Below are 17,285 nucleotides of genomic sequence, written 5' to 3' on the forward strand. Positions count from 1 at the left end.
GCGCGCGCAACGTGGTGGTGCAGAACGCGGGCTACCAGACCAGCGCAGGCTGGGTGGCGCCCAGCGCCCTGTACCCGTCTTTCGCGCCCGATGCCCAGGTGCAAAGCCTGATAGCGCGCTACCAGGCCGCAGTGGCGCCGCTGGCCAACAAGCCCGTGGGCCAAATGGCCCACGCGGCCACGCGCCAGACGGCCCCTTCCGGCGAGAGCGCCCTGGGCAACCTGATTGCCGATGCCCAGCTGTGGGCCACCAGCGCTGCGCAGGCGGGTGGGGCGCAGCTGTCGTTCATGCACGCAGGCGGTATCCGCGCCGATTTGATGCCCGATGACCAGGGCCTGGTGCGCTACGGCCAGCTGTTTGCCGTGCAGCCGTTTGGCAACACGCTGGTGGTCAAGACCTACACCGGGGCGCAAATCAGGGCGCTGCTGGAGCAGCAGTTTGACCGCGCCACCAGCCCCTCGGAGCGCACGCGCGTGCTCTCGGTATCGCGCGGCTTCAGCTACCGCTACGACCTGTCGCAGCCGCCCGGCGCGCGCGTACAAGCTATCACGCTGCATGGCCAGCCGCTGCAAGACGGGCAGGATTACCGCGTCAGCATCAGCAGTTTTCTGGCCACCGGCGGCAGTGATTACAGCGTGCTGGCCCAGGGCCGCGATGTGCAAGGCGGCATGCTGGATGTGGATGCGCTGGAGGGCTACTTCCGCAGCCAAAGCCCGGTGCCCGCACCGGCCACCGACCGCATCACGCGCCTGCCAGCGTCCACCACTCTGGCCACGCCAGAGGCTGCTGGTCGTTGAATGTGCTATTGAAGTGATAGCTGATAGCGCCCGCCACTCGGGGGCTGGAGGCCAAAAACACTGAAAAAATGCAAGGGGCTGTGCGGTGCTACTGCCGCACTTCGTCCACCAGCGTCTTGAAGTCGTTGATGTCTTCAAAGCTGCGGTACACGCTGGCATAGCGGATGTAGGCCACCTTGTCGAGCTTTTGCAGGGCGCGCATCACCAGCTCGCCAATGCGGCTGGAGGGCACCTCGCGCACGCCCAGGTTGAGCAGGGTTTCTTCGATGCACTCGATGGCAGCGTCGATCTGCGCGGTGCTCACGGGGCGCTTGCGCAGCGCAATGCTGAATGAGCCCAGCAGCTTGGTGCGGGTGTATTCGGTGCGGCGGCCATCTTTTTTGACCACCACCGGAAAATTTACCTCGGGGCGCTCGTAGGTGGTAAAGCGCTTCTCGCAGGCGCTGCAGCGGCGCCTGCGGCGAATGAAGTCCCCTTCCTCAGACACCCGGGTTTCAACGACTTGCGTCTCTTGGTGGCTGCAAAAGGGGCACTTCATGGCATCAAACCGGCTTAACCGTAGACCGGAAAGCGCGCCGTCAGCGCGTTGACCTTGGCGCGCACGGCAGCGATGTGGGCTTCATCGCGCGGGTTGTCCAGCACATCGGCCACCAGGTGGGCGGTGATGCGTGCTTCTTCGTCCTTGAAGCCGCGCGTGGTCATGGCGGGGGTGCCAATGCGCACGCCGCTGGTCACCATCGGCTTTTCAGGGTCGTTGGGGATGGCGTTCTTGTTGATGGTCATGTGGGCGGCGCCCAGCACGGCCTCGGCTTCCTTGCCGGTGATGCCCTTGGCGCGCAGGTCCACCAGCATGACGTGGCTTTCGGTGCGGCCGCTGACGATGCGCAGGCCGCGCTCGGTCAGGGTTTCGGCCATGATTTGCGCGTTTTTCAGCACCTGCTGCTGGTACAGCTTGAACTCGGGCTGCAGCGCTTCCTTGAAGGCCACGGCCTTGGCAGCAATCACGTGCATCAGCGGGCCGCCTTGCAGGCCGGGGAAGATGGCGCTGTTGATGGCCTTCTCGTGCTCGGCCTTCATCAGGATGATGCCGCCGCGTGGGCCGCGCAGGCTCTTGTGCGTGGTCGAAGTCACCACATCGGCGTAGGGCACGGGGTTAGGGTACACGCCCGCAGCGATCAGGCCGGCGTAGTGGGCCATGTCCACCATGAAGATGGCGCCGATTTCCTTGGCGATCTTTGCAAAGCGCTCAAAATCGATGTGCAGGCTGTAGGCCGAGGCACCCGCGACGATAAGCTTGGGGCGGTGCTCACGGGCCTTGGCTTCCATGGCGTCGTAGTCGATGGCTTCGTTGGCATCCAGGCCGTAAGAGACCACGTTGAACCACTTGCCCGACATGTTCAGCGGCATGCCGTGCGTCAGGTGACCGCCTTCGGCCAGGCTCATGCCCATGATGGTGTCGCCAGGCTTCAAGAAGGCCAGGAACACGGCCTCGTTGGCCGATGCACCGCAGTGCGGCTGCACGTTGGCCGCGTCGGCGCCAAAGATTTGCTTGACGCGGTCAATGGCCAGCTGCTCGGCCACATCGACGTATTCGCAGCCGCCGTAGTAGCGGCGGCCTGGGTAGCCTTCGGCGTACTTGTTGGTCAGCTGGGTGCCCTGGGCCCACATGACGGCGGGCGAGGCGTAGTTTTCGCTGGCGATCAGCTCGATGTGGTGCTCTTGGCGCGCGTTCTCGGATTGGATGGCGGCGAACAGTTCGGGGTCGGTTTGCTCGACAAGAATATTGCGTTGGTACATGGTGTGGCAGTCCTGTGAACTAGAGTCCCTTGAAGCAAGGGCTGCCCAGGCGAACGGCTCGATCGCTGCAAGCCCAGGGGCTTGTAGCGGTACGCTTCCTAGTGGTTTGGTGGCAGCCCTTCAGGGCCACCGGGGGATCCACGTCAGCGCCAGCTACCCTGGAAGGGTGCAGCGCCTATCGCCAGTCGCGTACGGGGCAAGTGTAGCGTGTTGATGGGCGGGCGCGGGCGCAGTCCGGTGGGGCTGCTCACAGGGCCGACAGCATCGCTACTTTTTCGATGGCTGCGGGGCCATCGGTGGCCTGTGCGGCAGCGGGCTGCACGGTGGCGGGTGCCTGTACCTGTACCGGGCCCGCTGGGTCGGTGGTTTCGCGTGCGGCCAGCAGGGGGTAGGGCGATGCGGGCAGGGCCTTGGTGCCAGCGACTTGGCGCAAGCGCGAGTGCTCTGCCAGCACCTTGGCTGCGTAGCCGCCGTCATCGGGCAGGTTGGCTGCGCCCACGTAGTAGCGCAAGCCGCCTTCAACCGAACCGGCGCGGGCGATGCACTCTTGCAGTACCTTCACGCCCACGCGCAGGTTGGTCACCGGATCGAACGCGGCCAGCTTGCCGCCCACGTTCTCGTATTTGTCGGTGTGGACGCGGGTCATGACCTGCATCAGGCCCTGTGCGCCTACAGCGCTTTGGGCAAAGGGGTTGAAGCGCGATTCAATGGCCATGACGGCCAGGATCAGGGTCGGGTCGAGCTTGACGCGGGCGCCGGTTTCATAAGCCTCAGCCACCAGCAGGCTCACGGGTTCGGGTGCAACGCTGTATTTTTTGCTCAGCCAGTAGGCCACCTTGGCCTGCTCCTTGGGCAGGTCTTTGGGGTTGGCGGCCATGGCACGGTCGCTGGGTTCGGGCTCAGGTTCTGGCTCGCCCATCAGTGCAACCTGGCGCGCTTGCAACCAGCCTATGAGTTGCTCTTCGCCCGCCTGCCTCAGGTCAGGGCGTGCCACCAGGGTGATGGCCACAAAAGCCACAGCCAGGCCCAAAAGGGCGAAGCTGTTGTGGGTAATTTCAAGAAATCCTTCGGTTACGTCGGCAGCAAAAGTGCGTAAGCCGGAAACCATTTTTCCTGACGCTGTCATAGCTTTCCTTTCTGTGGCAGAGGCCTGAACATCGGTCGCCCTTGTGGGGCTTCGCAGCGTCAGGAGGTCTCGCCTGGATTGGTACGCCATCAAATTCGTGCCTGGCGCGCAGCGCCTGCAAACATCGAATTGACTTAGCCGGATTCGGCAGCGGGTTGAGGGTTTGTACTAGCCTGTTTTGAGGCTGGCGGATTCTAGAAGCTCATTTAATAGCAAGTCAACACTAACGATGCAATTTTTTAGACAATAAAATTATCAAGATACTGTCTAAAAATACAGTTTTTGTGTTTTTTTCGCGATCAAAAAGGCGCTCAAAGTTTTTTCATCAAAAAGTCGAAATGTGGGCCGGTAAAGCGTTTTGCGCTGCGCACAGGGGGCTTGCCGCCTGTTTCGACTGCTTGCAGGCCAGCCCCGGGTTTTTGTTCCAATGTGGGCTTGCTGTGTATCGATGTATCCCGAAAAACCCCTTTATGAATCTCTCGTCTTTCCGTCAAAACCGCTGGCTGCGGCGCCTTGTCTGGCTGCTTGTGGGCGTGCTCGTGCTGTGGGCCCTGGGCTGGCTGGTGGCCGCGCCGTTGGTGCGCAGCGTGGGCGAAAAATGGGCCACGCAAAAGCTGGGCCGCCAGGTCTCTATCGGCAAGGTGGACTTTCGTCCCTGGAGCCTGGAGCTGACCATCCATGACCTGGCGATGGCCTCTGCCAGCGGCGATGTGCCCCAAGTCCAGATCCAGCGTATCTATATGAATGCAGCGTTGCAATCTTTATGGCGCCTGGCCCCTGTGGTGGATGCGCTGCAAGTCGATGCGCCCGTGGTGCGGCTGAAGCGCCTGGCCTCGGGCAGTTATGACATTGACGATGTGCTGGCCCGGTTGACCACCACCGAACCTGCGCCACAGGGCGGGCCCGCCGGTTTTGCCCTGTACAACATCGCGGTGCAGGGCGGTGCGATGGACTTTCAGGACGATGCCGTGGGCCGCAGCCACACGCTGCGCGCGCTGTCTTTGAAGCTGCCTTTTGTCAGCAGTCTGCCATCGCAGCGCGACATCAAGGTGCTGCCGCACCTGGCGTTCCAGCTCAATGGCGATGTGTTCGAGTCGCAGGCCGAGGCCACGCCTTTTGCCGCCACGCCGCAGGCCAACGCCAGCATCCACCTGGCCGACTTTGATCTTTCGCCCTACCTGGGCTATTTGCCCGAGAGTTTGCCGGTGCGGCTGCAATCGGCGGTGCTGGACGCCGATGTGCAGGTGTCGTTTGTGCAGGCGCCGGTGGCGGCGCTCAAGTTGCAAGGCCGCGTACAGGCCAAGGAGGTCAAAGTGCTGGACACCGCGCAGCGCGCGCTGCTGTCCTGGGACACGTTGCAGGTGGATGTGGCTGATTTGCAGCCCCTGGAGCGCCGCATGCGCCTGAGCGCAGTGCAATTGCAATCGCCCCGCCTGAGCGCGCACCGCGCCCGCGATGGGCGGCTGAATCTGGCGTTGTCCGGCCCTCCCGATTTGAAGAAAAAAACGGCTCCAGAGCCCGTTGGACGTGCGCCTGCAGCTATCAAAAAAGAAGCTCCTGCGGATTGGCAGGTGGCCGTGGAGCGCGTGGCCGTGCGCGGTGCCCAGGTCGATTGGCTGGACGAGAGCCTGCCCGCACCGGCGCGTCTGGGGCTGCGCGATCTGGCGCTGGACGCGTCGGCCATTGCGCTGCCGCTGACCCAGCCGCTGCGCTTTGCGGGCCGCACTCAGGTGTCGGGCGCTGGCGTGGAGGCGGCACCCGCGCCCGCCCGGCTGGTGTTTGAGGGCCATGCCACGCCGCAGCGGGCCCAGGTGGCGCTGGAACTGCATGACGTGCCCCTGGCGCTGGCTGCCCCCTATGGTGTGCAGTGGGTGGCGCCCCGGCTGGCGGGCACGCTCAACGCCGATCTGGGCCTGGCCTGGAACGCGCCCGCTCTGGTCGCGCAGGTGGCACGCCTCACGCTCGATGGCATCGAGCTGGCTTGTGCGCCCGCCACCGATTGCACCCCCACCGAGGCCGCCAGCTTGCCCCTGCGCGGCAAGAGCAGCCTGGCCGAACTGAAAAAATTGCAGATCGACAACGCGCAAATCCACCTGACCCAGCGCAGCGCCACGGTGGGCCGCATCGCCCTGACCCAGCCGCGCGTGCTGGTTGAGCGCACCGCCGATGGCCACTGGATGTACGAGCGCTGGCTGGCCCCTGTGCCGCCCGGCACCGCCCAGGCGGTGGGCGAGCCCCAGCAGCCGGGTACGACCAGCACCGCCAGCACATCCCGGCCCGCAGCGCACACGCCTGTTGCTGTGCCCACACCGGCACCGCCTTGGTCGGTGCAACTGGCCGAGGTGGCTGTCGATGCTGGCACCGTGGCTTTCCGTGACGGTGCGCAGGCGCAGCCAGTGGCGTTCTTGCTGTCATCGCTGCAACTGCGGCTGCAAGACTTTGCCCCTTTGGCTGCGTCCGCCAAGCCTTCTGCCCTGAGTGTGTCGGCGCGCATTGGCGCCGGGCGCACCGATCCCGGGCGGCTGGAATACGACGGCACGCTGGGCCTGGCACCGTTGGCAGCGCAAGGCAGGGTGCTGGCCAGCCAGGTGCCACTGCACGCTTTCGAGCCTTACGTGGCCGATGCGCTGAATGTGGATATCCGCCGTGCCGATGGCAGCTTCAAAGGCGAGGTGCGTTATGCCGCCGCCAGCGCAGGCCCCGAGCTGAAAGTGCAGGGCGATGCCGCACTGGACGATGTACGTGTGCGTATGCTTCGCGCTCCGTCCGATGCGCCCAGCATTGCGCTGGGTGGGGGGCGCGGCGCGGGTGCCCAGAACGATTTGTTGAACTGGAAGTCGCTGTCGCTGCGCGGTTTGCAGGTGGCGCTGGCGCCGGGCAAACCGCCCACGGTGGACGTACAAGAAACCACCTTGAGCGACTTTTTTGCCCGCATCATCATTCAGGAGAGTGGTCGCCTCAACCTGCAAGACCTGGTGAAGGGCGCTGCGCCCACAGCCGCCGGTGCTGCCAGCGCTGTGGCCACAGGCAAGCCGACGCCGCAGACTACCGCCATAGCCACTGAAACTGCGGGTGCAGTGGCTGGCGTCGCCCCTGTGGCCCAGGCTGCACCGGTGCCAGACCCGCTGGCGCCCGTCATTCGCGTTGGCCCTGTCAGCCTGACGGGGGGCAAGGTGTATTTCACCGACCACTTCATCCGCCCCAACTATTCGGCCAACTTGAGCGAGCTGGCAGGGCGGCTCAGTGCGTTTTCCTCGCTGCCACCGGCTGGCGGGGGCGCCCCCGACATGGCCGATCTGGAGCTGCGCGGGCGCGCCGAGGGCACGGCCTCGCTGGAAATCACCGGCAAGCTCAACCCCTTGGTGCAGCCGCTGGCGCTGGACATTCGGGGCCGTATGCGCGATCTGGAGCTGCCGCCGCTGTCGCCCTACACCATCAAATATGCTGGCCACGGCGTAGAGCGCGGCAAACTCAGCATGGACGTGTCGTACCGCGTGCAGCCCGATGGGCAGCTCACGGCCAGCAACAAACTGGTGCTGAACCAGCTCACCTTTGGCGAGCCTGTGCCGGGCGCGCCTGCCAGCCTGCCGGTGCGCCTGGCCGTGGCCTTGCTGGCCGACCGCAACGGTGTGATCGATGTGGACTTGCCCATCAGCGGCTCCCTGAACGATCCGGAGTTCCGTCTCGGTACGGTGATCTTCAAAGTCATTGGCAACCTGATCCTCAAAGCCGTGACTGCGCCGTTTTCTTTGCTGGCGTCGGCTTTGGGTGGCAGCGATGCGCTGGACTCGGTGGCTTTTGCGCCGGGCAGTGCGCAGCTTGATGAGGGCGCGCGCCAGGGGCTGGAGAAAATTGCCCAGGCCATGCTTGAGCGGCCTGCGCTGAAGATGACCGTGGTGGGCCAGGCCAGCGCCGATACCGAGAGCGATGCCTGGCGCCGCGAGCGCCTGCAAGAGGCGCTGCTGGCACAAAAACGCCGACTGGCTTTGCGCGCTGGCCAATCGGCAGAAGGCATCGTGGCCATAGAGCCGCAAGAGTATGTGCCACTGCTCAAAGAGGTGTACCGCCGCGCCGATGTCACCAAACGGCGCAACCTGGTGGGCATGGCCAAAGACGTGCCCCAGGCCGAGATGGAAGCGCTGTTGCTGGCCCACACTGCCGTGCCAGAAAATGCCATGCAAGACCTGGCTCTGGCACGCGCCGTGGCCGTGCGCGACCACCTGGCTGCGCGTGGCTTGCCGCTGGAGCGCCTGTTTCTGGGCGCGGCCAAGAGCGTGGGCGCAGAGCCCGACTGGAAGCCCCACGCACAGCTGGTGCTGGCCACGCGTTGAATCGGGCTGTAGGCCCATGGCCAAATCCCGGTGAAAATAGCGGTTTCGCCTGCACGCGCCAGCGCGGCGGCCCGCAGTGTGACTGCTTCTTTGTCCCCGGAATGACTCCCGGGGGCGCGTTTTCTACAGAATCCATGTTTCCTTTTTCTTCCCGCAACAAAATGTCCGACGCACCTGAAACCCATCCGGCCCCGGCCAAAACCCCCGAAGCGCACCCCCTGGACGCGCTGACCGGTGGCGCTTTCTCGGCTGCCACGGCAGGCGAGCGCGCATCGCGCATCCGCGAGTGGTTGACCACCCAACCTGCGCCCGAACAGTTGCAGGAAGTCTTCAAAGAACTCAGTGGCCGCGACAAGGGTGCAGCCCGTGCCGTGCGCGAGCGCATGGATGAACTGCGCCGCGCCAAAAACCAGGAGGCCATCGCCGCCGAGTGGGCCGACAAAGCCACGGCGCTGCTGTCGGCGGCCAAACTCAACATCGCTGACGCCCTGGCTTGGCAGCGCGACGCCGCCAAGGCGGGCGCGCCACTGTCGCGCGAGCCGCTGTCGCTGCTCAAGGTGCAATTGGCCGAGCGCGTCAAGGTGATTGAAGACCTGCAGCACCGCGTGCAGGTGCAGCGCGAGGCCGCTGTGCTGCTGGCGCAGCGCATCGAGGTGCTGTCCACCAAGTCCTGGCGCGATGCCCAGGCCGCCCTGGAAATCCTGCGCGCCGATGTGCAGCATTGGCAAGACCAGGCCCAGGCGCTGGCGGGCGATGACAGCTGGGCCAGCGTCGAGGCGCGCTTTCCGCCGCTGCTGGACTCCTCGCGCACGCAACTGCTGGTGGTGTGGGATGCTTTCCAGCCCGCAGTGGCCCAGGCCGTGGCTGCCGCAGAAGATGCCAGCGCCGCGCTGCCGCCCGTGCCCGTGTGGGCCGATGAACTGCGCATTGCCCGGGGCGTGCCCGCTGAGGCCGTGGTGGCCGAGCGCACCGCCCGCGCGCCCAAAGCCAAAGTCGCGCCAGAAGTCATTGCCAAGGCCGAACACACCGTGCGCGAAGCACTGGCCAGGCTGGAACAGGAAACCGCCCAAGGCCATGGCAAAGCCAGCGCCGGTGCCGCCGCCGCGCTGCGCGCTGTGCTCAAAGACCATGGCAAGCACCTGGATGCGGCCCTGGAACAACAAGTTCACACCGCACTGGTCGCTGCCGGTGAACTGGAAGGCTGGCAGCGCTGGAGCGCCGACCAGGTGCGCGAAGACCTGCTGGCCAAAGCCGAAGCGCTGTTGCAGCGCCCCGAAGGCCAGGCCCTGGGTGGCCGCAAAATGCAGGAAACCCTGCGCCAGTTGCGTGAACAGTGGAAGCAGGCCGACCAAGGCGGCGCCCCCAACCATGGCCTGTGGAAAAAGTTTGACGAAGCCTGCAACGCCGCCCACAAGGTGGTTGAGGCCTGGATCGACAAAGTGCGCACCGAAGCGGCCGAGCACAAGGCGCAGCGTCTGGCGCTGATTGAAGAAGTCAAGGCCTGGGCGCAGACCCCAGCCGCCTCCGCTGACTGGAAGGCCGTGAACCGCGCCCTGCACCAGTTTGGCGACCGCTGGCGCGCCGGTGGCCACGTCGGTGAAAAAATCTTCGCTGAACTGCAGCCGCTGTGGAAGCAGGCCATTGCCGCTGCCGCCGCCCCTTTTGAGAGCGCGCAAAAAGACAGCCTGGCCCGCCGCCACGCCATGATCGAAGAGGCCAACGTGCTGGGCGCAGCGCCCACCTTGCGCATTGACGCCATCAAGTCGCTGCAACAGCGCTGGCAGGCTGAGGCGCAAAGCGTGCCGCTGGAGCGCAAGCACGAGCAAAAGCTGTGGGACGCTTTCCGCAAGCCCATTGACGAAGCCTTCAACCGCAAGAGCGCCGAGCGCGAAAAGGGCGCTGCTGCCCTCAGCGAACGCGACCGTGCGGTACTCGATGCCGCCAAGGCACTGGACGCGGCCAACGCCACGGGCGATGCGCAGCAAATTCGCGCGGCGATGGCCGCTCTGGAGGCGGCACTGCGCGGCCAGGCACAGGAGCGCGCCGAGGCAGAGGCTGCGGCAAAAAATCAGTCAAATCAGGCTGTAGCGCCCGTAGACAGTGCGCAAGCAGCTACAGAAGCAGGAGCGGATTCTGCGGCCCCGGCAACTGAATCTGGCCAGGATGCGCCAGCGCAAGACCAGCCGGCTGCGGCACCCAAGCCCACAGCCCGCCCGGTGGTGGCGGTGCGCGGTGATGATCGCCCCGGCATGAAAAAAGAAGCCCCTGCTGCCCCGGGCCGCCCTGGCAAGCCCGGCGACCGGCGCGACGCCCGCCCGGGCCGCGATGCAGGTCGCCCCGATGCGCGTGGCTCCCGTGACGATGCACGCAGCGGTGGACGTTTTGGCGATCGCCCTGCCTACGAAGACCGTGGCCCGCGTTTGGGCGATGCGGCTTTCCGTGCCCAGCGCGAGGCCATGGAGCATGCCCAGCAGGCCCTGAAAAAGCTGGCTGCACAAGCCCACGGCGAGGCCCTGACCCATTTGCTCACTGCCTGGGAAAAGCGCGATGCGGCCCTGCTGCCATCGGCCCAAGAACTGGGTGGCCGCGTGACGCCTGCGGTGCGCACCGCCTGGACGCAAGCGCTGGGCAAAGCGCCTTCGGGGGATATTGCACAGGCATTGTTGCGTTTGGAAATCGCCGCCGAAGTGCCCACGCCTGCGGATGAATTGTCTGCACGCCGGATGCTGCAACTGCAACTGCTCACGCGCCGCAACGATCCTGCGCCTGCGCAAACCTGGGGGCAAGATACGGCCACCGTGCTGGCAGGTGCCAGCGATGCGGCCAGCGCCCGGCGTCTGCAAAATGCGCTGAAAGCGTTGTTGCGCAAGCAGTAAGCAAGACAAGACCGGGGGGTATTCCCCCGGCGGGGCACTTTGGTGGTGTATGCCGCCAAAGTGCGATGGGCCACCGCTGGATTGGTACAGGGTGGCTTGTTGCGCTTGTTTTGGCAGAGCAAAACAAAAAGGCCGTTGCGTGTGCAACGGCCTTTTAAATTTTGGTGCCCAGAAGAGGACTCGAACCTCCACGATGTTACTCGCTAGTACCTGAAACTAGTGCGTCTACCAATTCCGCCATCTGGGCATCTCAGGAAAGATTTGAATTATACAGCAATAAAAGCACTCTTTTGGAAGAGTTTATTGAATTGAAAACAAAAAAGCCGCTGTGGTGCAGCGGCTTCTCGTTAAACTTGGTGCCCAGGAGAGGACTCGAACCTCCACGATGTTACTCGCTAGTACCTGAAACTAGTGCGTCTACCAATTCCGCCACCTGGGCATTTCAGGAAAGAATAAGATTGTATATTAAAAAAATGAGTTCCAAAACAAGTCCTGCACATTTTGCAGATGAAATAGAAGGCACCGTACAAGGCCACCGCGATGGGCATGGTTTTGTCATCCGTGACGATGGCCAAGGCGATATCTTTTTGCCCCCCAACGAAATGCGTGCTGTGCTGCACAAAGACCGTGTGCGCGTGCGCATCGTGCGCCAGGATCGGCGCGGTCGGCCAGAAGGGCGCGTGGTGGAAATCATCGAGCGCCCGGTACAGCCCCTGATTGGCCGTTTGCTGCAAGAAAGTGGCGTCTGGCTGGTGGCTCCTGAAGACAAGCGCTATGGCCAGGATGTGCTCATCCCCGCCAGTGCGCTGGGTGTGGCCAAGCCGGGGCAGGTGGTCGTGGTGCAGCTGACCGAGCCGCCTGCGTTGTTTGGCCAGCCCGTGGGCCGCATCACCGAGGTGCTGGGTGAGGTAGACGACCCCGGTATGGAAATTGAAATCGCGGTGCGCAAGTACGGTGTGCCGCACGAGTTCTCCGAGGCCTGCCTGGCCCTGACCAAGACGTTGCCCGACCATGTGCGCGCGCAAGACAAAAAGCAGCGCGTGGATTTGACCGATGTGCCCCTGGTCACCATCGACGGCGAAGACGCCCGTGACTTTGACGATGCGGTGTATTGCGAGCCTGCCAAGGTCGGGCGCGGCAAGGGCTGGCGCTTGCTGGTGGCCATCGCCGATGTCAGCCACTATGTGCAAACCGGCAGCGCCATCGATATTGACGCCTACGACCGCGCCACCAGCGTGTATTTTCCGCGCCGCGTCATCCCCATGCTGCCGGAAAAGCTCAGCAACGGCTTGTGCTCGCTCAACCCGGAAGTCGAGCGCCTGTGCATGGTCTGCGACATGCTGGTCACCGCCAAGGGCGTGGTGCATGCCTACCAGTTTTACCCCGCCGTGATGCGCAGCCATGCGCGCCTGACCTACACCGAAGTGGCAGCGATTTTGGCCAACACCCGGGGCCCCGAGGCTGCCAAGCGCAAAGAGCGCCTGCCCGAGCTGCTGAATTTGCATGACGTGTACCGTGCGCTGCTGCTGGAGCGGCGTGCGCGTGGTGCGGTGGATTTTGAAACCACCGAGACCCAGATCGTTTGCGACGACAACGGGCGCATCGAAAAGATCGTGCCGCGCACCCGCAACGACGCGCACAAGCTGATCGAAGAGGCCATGCTGGCGGCCAACGTGTGCAGCGCCGACTTTATTGCGCAGGGCAAACAGCATGGCCTGTACCGTGTGCACGAAGGCCCCACACCAGAAAAACAGGAGATATTGCGCAGCTATCTCAAGGCCATGGCCGTGGGCATGTCCATCAGCGAGAATCCCCAGCCGTCCGAATTCCAGGCCATTGCCGAGGCCACCAAAGACCGTCCTGACGCGCAGCAAATCCACACCATGCTGCTGCGCTCCATGCAGCAGGCGATTTACACGCCAGCCAACAGCGGCCACTTCGGCTTGGCGTTTGAGGCTTACACGCACTTCACCAGCCCCATCCGCCGCTATCCGGATTTGCTGGTACACCGCGTCATCAAGGCGATTCTGGGCAAAACCAAGTACCAGCTGCCCGCCTTGCCGGTGCCCGGCGAGGCACATGCCAAGCTGGCCAAGCGCCTGGCCGCCCGGGTGGCGCCCCCTGCCGCGCCGGGCGAGAAACCCCGCAAAAAAGAAACTGGCGCTGCCCTGAAGGAAACCCAGTCCTGGGAAGCCGCCGGTCTGCATTGCAGTGCCAACGAGCGCCGCGCCGACGAGGCCAGCCGCGACGTGGAAGCCTGGCTCAAGTGCAAATACATGCGCGACCATCTGGGCGAGGAGTATTCCGGCGTGGTCAGCGCTGTGACCAGCTTTGGTCTGTTCGTCACGCTGGACGCCATGTATGTCGAAGGGCTGGTACACATCACCGAGCTGGGCGGCGAGTACTTCAAGTTCGACGAGGCACGCCAGGAGCTGCGCGGTGAGCGCAGCGGCATCCGCTATTCGATTGGTACGCGGGTACAGGTGCAGGTGAGCCGGGTGGATCTGGACGGGCGCCGCATCGACTTTGCGCTGCTCACTGAAGGCGCGTTGCAGCCCTCCCGATCGCAGCAAAAAGAGCACAAGGGCGCTCGTGCGGAGGGAAAATCCAAGGACAAGCGCCCCGCACCCGAGAAAACCAAGCTGCCGATGGTCCGTGAGAAATCGGCACCGCCGCAGCAAGAAAAGCGTTCTGCGCGCGGCAAGGCTTCCAAGCAGAAGGCTGCCTTGCTCAACACGTCCCCCAAGCGGTAGGGGGCTGCGGTGGCCTGCGGGCCACCAAGGCGGTGATAAAAAAAGGGAGGTGCGCGCAGCACCTCCCTTTTTTTGCGCCTGGCTGGCGCAGTCGTTATGCGGGTAAAGCGCGGCGCGTCTCTACAGTGAATGCCTGCACCAGATCGGACAGCTGGCGTGCCTGCGCTTGCAAGTTGACAACCGCTGTAGCGCTTTCTCCGACCAAGGCGCCGTTTTGTTGCGTCATCTGATCGAGCTGCGCCACGGCCACATTGATTTGCGAGATGCCGTCGCTTTGCTCGGCAGCGGCAGTGCTGATCTCGCCAATGATGCTGCTGACGCGCTGCACACCTTGCACGATCTCGTCCATCGTCGTGCCCGCATTGGCCACCAGTTGGCTGCCGGAGTTCACCTTTTCCACGCTGGCCTGGATCAGTCCTTTGATCTCTTTGGCTGCTTCGGCGCTGCGCCCGGCCAGGCTGCGCACTTCGGTGGCCACCACGGCAAAGCCCCGGCCTTGTTCGCCCGCACGGGCGGCCTCGACAGCGGCGTTGAGCGCCAGGATGTTGGTCTGGAAGGCAATGCCATCAATCACGCCGATGATGTCGGCGATTTTGGCGCTGCGCTGGTGTATCTCCTGCATGGTGCTGACCACTTGCTGCATCACTTCGCCGCCCTTGGTGGCGGTGCTGGCCGCATCGGTGGACAACTGGCTGGCCTGGCGTGCGGCGTCGGCGCTTTGGCGCACGGTGGCCGTCAGTTCTTCCATGCTGGAGGCGGTTTGCTCCAGGCTGCTGGCGGTTTGCTCGGTGCGGGCGCCCAGGTGCTGGTTGCCGTTGGCAATGTCACCACCGGTATCGTGCAACTGCGCAATGCTGTTGCGCACCGCGCAAACCAGCGTATGAAAGCGCTGCTGCATATCGCGCACTGCTGCCATCACGCTGGTGGTGTCGCCAGGCTGGGTGCGGATGGCAACGGTCAGGTCGCCTTGCTGCATGGCTTGCACTACGGCGCGCACTTCACTGGGTTCAGCGCCCAGCTCGCTGCCAATGCTGCGCGTGACCATGGTGGTGGTGGCCATGCCTATCAGCACGGCCAGCAGTGTGATGACCAGCATCACGCTGCTGAATTGTTTGGCCTCGTGGTTGGCTGTGGAGTTGTTGGCGATGATGCGTTTTTCTTCAAAGTCGATCAGCTGGTTGATGGCGGCCAGCCACTGCTCGTACTGGGGCTTGGCCTGGGCCCAGAGCAGTGCCTCGGCGCCTGTGCGGTCGCCTGCCTGCACCAGCGCCAGCACTTTTTGCGTGGTGTCCACGGTGCGCGCTTCGATCTCCTGAATGGCCTTGACCATCGGAGCCACCTCTGCCGGAACGGCACCAGAGGTGCTCAGGGCCTTTTGCATTTGTTTGCCGGACTCGGCATAAAAATCGGCCAGCCGGACAATGGCTTGCACCTCTTTGTCGCGCAGCTGCGGGGTGGGCGCCAATACGGCATCGCGCACGGCAATGGAGCGGTCGTGCGCCGAGCCCCGGAAGTTGATGGCCGCGCGCTGGATCACAGCGTTTTGCGTGGAGTTGGCGCTCAAGGCTGCGTCAATCCCCTGGGCGATATAGACGCTGAAGATGGACATCCCCAACAAAATGGCGATGACCAAGCCAAAGCCGGCCATCAGGCGGTGGCTGATTTTCCATGTGTTCATAAATAGACTGTCCTTTGAAATCGTGTACCCAGAGTGGCGCGCAGCCGGTGTCGGCACACCCACTGGCCTGCCATGGCGCAGTGTTTGCCGTTTTTTCATTTGCTTACGTACAAGTGTCGTCGATCATGCGCCCTCGGCGCCTTAGCCGCCTGCACGCACAGGCGGTAGATGAGTGGCTTTGGGGGGCATCGGGCCTGCGATCGGTGCCGCACCCACGCACTGGCTGGTCGGCAGCGCGGCAGTGGTTTTTCAAAGATGATTTTGTGATGAAGTAACAACGATATATTCGTTTGGGTTTTAAAGGCTGGATCGCAAAATCCCGTCATCACAACCAAGGAGTGGCTGCATGGCGCCCCCCAGTTCCATCCAGACTCACATGACGGGCACTTCTTTCATCATCGTGCCCGGCTGGCGCGACTCGGGCCCGGGCCATTGGCAAAGTCTGTGGGCCGAGCGACTGGCACAGGCCACCCGCGTGGTGCAGGACGACTGGATCACGCCCACGCGCACCGCCTGGGTGGGGCAGCTTGAAAAAACGGTGCTGGCCGCGCCCTGTCCCGTGGTGCTGGTAGCGCACAGCCTGGGGTGCATTGCCTGTACACACATGGGGCCCGAGGCGGCTGCGCGCGTGCGTGGCGCCTTGTTGGTGGCGCCCGCCGACCCCGAGCGCCGCGCCATCCTGAGCGACTTTGCTCCGGTGCCCCACGCGGCGCTGCCTTACCGCAGTATCGTGGTGGCCAGCAGCAACGATCCGTATTGCCCCATCCGCCTGGCCGGTGCCTATGCCCGTGCCTGGGGCAGTGAGTTTGTGCGCCTGCAAAACGCGGGCCACATCAACATCGAGTCGGGCCACGGCGAGTGGCCGCTGGGCCTGGCGTTGTTGCAGTCGCTCACGCACGAGATGGACTGGGCAGGGCAGGCGCCTGCCCAGACGGCCCTGTCTGCGGGGTAATTACTCATTTTTTGATAGCTGCTAGCGCCTATTGCACGGGCGCTAGAGCCATATTTATTCATCAATTGGATGCGGTGCCCGGCATTCTGGCCTGCGCCGGGGCTGGGCGGTGCGCACGCCCAGCGCCTGGAACAGGCCCGTGCCCCAGCACGGCAACAGGGCCTGTCGTATGCCCGGGGGCGCTTAAAAAACCGGCACCACAGCGCCCTGGAAGCGCTCTTCAATGAAGCGTTTGACCTCTGGGGTCTTCAAGGCTTGCAGCACTTTGGCCAGTGCCGGGTGGTTGCGGTTGTCTTCGCGGGCCACCACGATGTTGGCGTAGGGCGACTGGCTGCCTTCAATCAGCAGCGCGTCACGCCCCGGCTTGAGATTGGCTTGCAGTGCGTAGTTGGTGTTGATCAGTGCCAAGTCCACGTCGCCCAGCACCCGGGGCAGCAGCGCACCGTCCAGCTCCCTGAATTGCAGCTTTTTCGGGTTGGCCACGATGTCGCGTGCTGTGGCCAGGATGTTGTCGGGGTTCTTCAGCGTGACCAGGCCATGGCGGTGCAACAGCAGCAGCGCCCGCGCACCGTTGGACGGGTCGCCCGGAATGGCCACGGTGGCGCCTTCGGGCAAATCCGCGATGCGCTGGTGCTTGCGCGAGTAAGCCCCAAAAGGCTCGACGTGGATGGCTGCAATGGCGACCAGCCGGGTGCCGTTGCTCTTGTTGAAACTGTCCAGATAGGGCTGGTGCTGGAAGTAGTTGGCGTCGATGTCTTTCTGGGCCACGGCCTGGTTTTCCTGGTGGCCGTTGGTGAAGACGCGCACTTTCAGCTCAATGCCTTCGCGTGCCAGTTGGGGTTTGATGAATTCCAGAATCTCCGCGTGCGGCACGGCTTCTGCGCCAATCGAGACGGTCTGTGGCGCCGATTGGGCCAGCGCGCCCGGCGTGGCCAGTGCCAGAGGGGCCAGAGCGGTCAGGGCCATGAACCAGCG

At 64.0% G+C, this 17,285-nt stretch carries 11 protein-coding genes, 2 tRNA genes and 1 riboswitch; of the genes, 5 read left to right on the forward strand and 8 right to left on the reverse strand.

Going from position 1 to position 17,285, the window contains the following annotated elements; all coding sequences use genetic code 11:
• On the forward strand, window positions 1-797 hold a 797-nt coding region (locus PHX69_RS00005; protein ID WP_288041740.1), incomplete at its 5' end, for a bifunctional metallophosphatase/5'-nucleotidase.
• On the opposite strand, the gene PHX69_RS16125 is transcribed toward PHX69_RS00005, so the two are convergent.
• The 4 genes from PHX69_RS16125 to PHX69_RS00020 form a co-directional block, all read right to left on the reverse strand.
• Window positions 742-858, reverse strand: a complete 117-nt coding sequence (locus tag PHX69_RS16125; protein ID WP_353852397.1) for a DUF1010 domain-containing protein — start codon at window positions 856-858, stop codon at window positions 742-744. The genes PHX69_RS00005 and PHX69_RS16125 overlap by 56 nt on opposite strands.
• Before the next feature lie 27 nt (window positions 859-885).
• Window positions 886-1,335, reverse strand: coding sequence for a transcriptional regulator NrdR (gene nrdR, locus PHX69_RS00010; protein WP_288041741.1), 450 nt, complete (start codon window positions 1,333-1,335; stop codon window positions 886-888).
• A gap of 14 nt (window positions 1,336-1,349) precedes the next feature.
• Entirely contained in the window at window positions 1,350-2,594 is a 1,245-nt protein-coding gene (gene glyA / locus PHX69_RS00015) for a serine hydroxymethyltransferase (RefSeq protein ID WP_119012485.1), read from the reverse strand.
• Window positions 2,595-2,630: 36 nt separating this feature from the next.
• A riboswitch (ZMP/ZTP riboswitch) is annotated at window positions 2,631-2,793 on the reverse strand.
• A gap of 48 nt (window positions 2,794-2,841) precedes the next feature.
• On the reverse strand, window positions 2,842-3,720 hold the full coding sequence (locus PHX69_RS00020) for a lytic transglycosylase domain-containing protein (protein ID WP_119012484.1): 879 nt from the start codon (window positions 3,718-3,720) through the stop codon (window positions 2,842-2,844).
• A 470-nt stretch (window positions 3,721-4,190) separates the two neighbouring features.
• On the opposite strand from PHX69_RS00020, the gene PHX69_RS00025 reads away from it, so the two are divergent.
• Window positions 4,191-8,051: a DUF748 domain-containing protein gene (locus PHX69_RS00025; protein WP_288041745.1), complete on the forward strand. Its 3,861-nt coding sequence runs from the start codon at window positions 4,191-4,193 to the stop codon at window positions 8,049-8,051.
• 134 nt (window positions 8,052-8,185) lie between these two features.
• Window positions 8,186-10,927, forward strand: coding sequence for a DUF349 domain-containing protein (locus PHX69_RS00030; protein ID WP_288041747.1), 2,742 nt, complete (start codon window positions 8,186-8,188; stop codon window positions 10,925-10,927).
• 162 nt (window positions 10,928-11,089) lie between these two features.
• Here PHX69_RS00030 and PHX69_RS00035 read toward each other — a convergent pair.
• Together PHX69_RS00035 and PHX69_RS00040 are read right to left on the reverse strand one after the other, a co-directional pair.
• Window positions 11,090-11,174, reverse strand: a tRNA-Leu gene (locus PHX69_RS00035).
• A 107-nt stretch (window positions 11,175-11,281) separates the two neighbouring features.
• Window positions 11,282-11,366 (reverse strand) — tRNA-Leu (locus PHX69_RS00040).
• Window positions 11,367-11,400: 34 nt separating this feature from the next.
• On the opposite strand from PHX69_RS00040, the gene rnr reads away from it, so the two are divergent.
• On the forward strand, window positions 11,401-13,680 hold the full coding sequence (gene rnr / locus PHX69_RS00045) for a ribonuclease R (protein WP_288041748.1): 2,280 nt from the start codon (window positions 11,401-11,403) through the stop codon (window positions 13,678-13,680).
• A 94-nt stretch (window positions 13,681-13,774) separates the two neighbouring features.
• Here rnr and PHX69_RS00050 read toward each other — a convergent pair whose 3' ends face one another.
• Window positions 13,775-15,358: a methyl-accepting chemotaxis protein gene (locus PHX69_RS00050; protein WP_119012480.1), complete on the reverse strand. Its 1,584-nt coding sequence runs from the start codon at window positions 15,356-15,358 to the stop codon at window positions 13,775-13,777.
• A 376-nt stretch (window positions 15,359-15,734) separates the two neighbouring features.
• Between PHX69_RS00050 and PHX69_RS00055 the strand changes: the two genes are divergently transcribed.
• Entirely contained in the window at window positions 15,735-16,310 is a 576-nt protein-coding gene (locus PHX69_RS00055; protein WP_288041749.1) for an RBBP9/YdeN family alpha/beta hydrolase, read from the forward strand.
• Window positions 16,311-16,493: 183 nt separating this feature from the next.
• On the opposite strand, the gene PHX69_RS00060 is transcribed toward PHX69_RS00055, so the two are convergent.
• Window positions 16,494-17,276, reverse strand: coding sequence for a MetQ/NlpA family ABC transporter substrate-binding protein (locus tag PHX69_RS00060; RefSeq protein WP_119012534.1), 783 nt, complete (start codon window positions 17,274-17,276; stop codon window positions 16,494-16,496).
• Window positions 17,277-17,285 lie beyond the last annotated feature (9 nt).

It is taken from the genome of Simplicispira sp. (assembly GCF_028687295.1).
Lineage (GTDB): Bacteria > Pseudomonadota > Gammaproteobacteria > Burkholderiales > Burkholderiaceae_C > Simplicispira > Simplicispira metamorpha.

Bases quoted from the DNA above. Each gene is read 5' to 3' on its own strand.
- PHX69_RS00030 (WP_288041747.1), top strand. From the start codon at position 8,186: ATGTTTCCTTTTTCTTCCCGCAACAAAATGTCCGACGCACCTGAAACC.
- nrdR (WP_288041741.1), bottom strand. From the start codon at position 1,335: ATGAAGTGCCCCTTTTGCAGCCACCAAGAGACGCAAGTCGTTGAAACC.
- PHX69_RS00025 (WP_288041745.1), top strand. From the start codon at position 4,191: ATGAATCTCTCGTCTTTCCGTCAAAACCGCTGGCTGCGGCGCCTTGTC.
- glyA (WP_119012485.1), bottom strand. From the start codon at position 2,594: ATGTACCAACGCAATATTCTTGTCGAGCAAACCGACCCCGAACTGTTC.
- PHX69_RS00060 (WP_119012534.1), bottom strand. From the start codon at position 17,276: ATGGCCCTGACCGCTCTGGCCCCTCTGGCACTGGCCACGCCGGGCGCG.
- PHX69_RS00020 (WP_119012484.1), bottom strand. From the start codon at position 3,720: ATGACAGCGTCAGGAAAAATGGTTTCCGGCTTACGCACTTTTGCTGCC.
- rnr (WP_288041748.1), top strand. From the start codon at position 11,401: ATGAGTTCCAAAACAAGTCCTGCACATTTTGCAGATGAAATAGAAGGC.
- PHX69_RS00050 (WP_119012480.1), bottom strand. From the start codon at position 15,358: ATGAACACATGGAAAATCAGCCACCGCCTGATGGCCGGCTTTGGCTTG.
- PHX69_RS00055 (WP_288041749.1), top strand. From the start codon at position 15,735: ATGACGGGCACTTCTTTCATCATCGTGCCCGGCTGGCGCGACTCGGGC.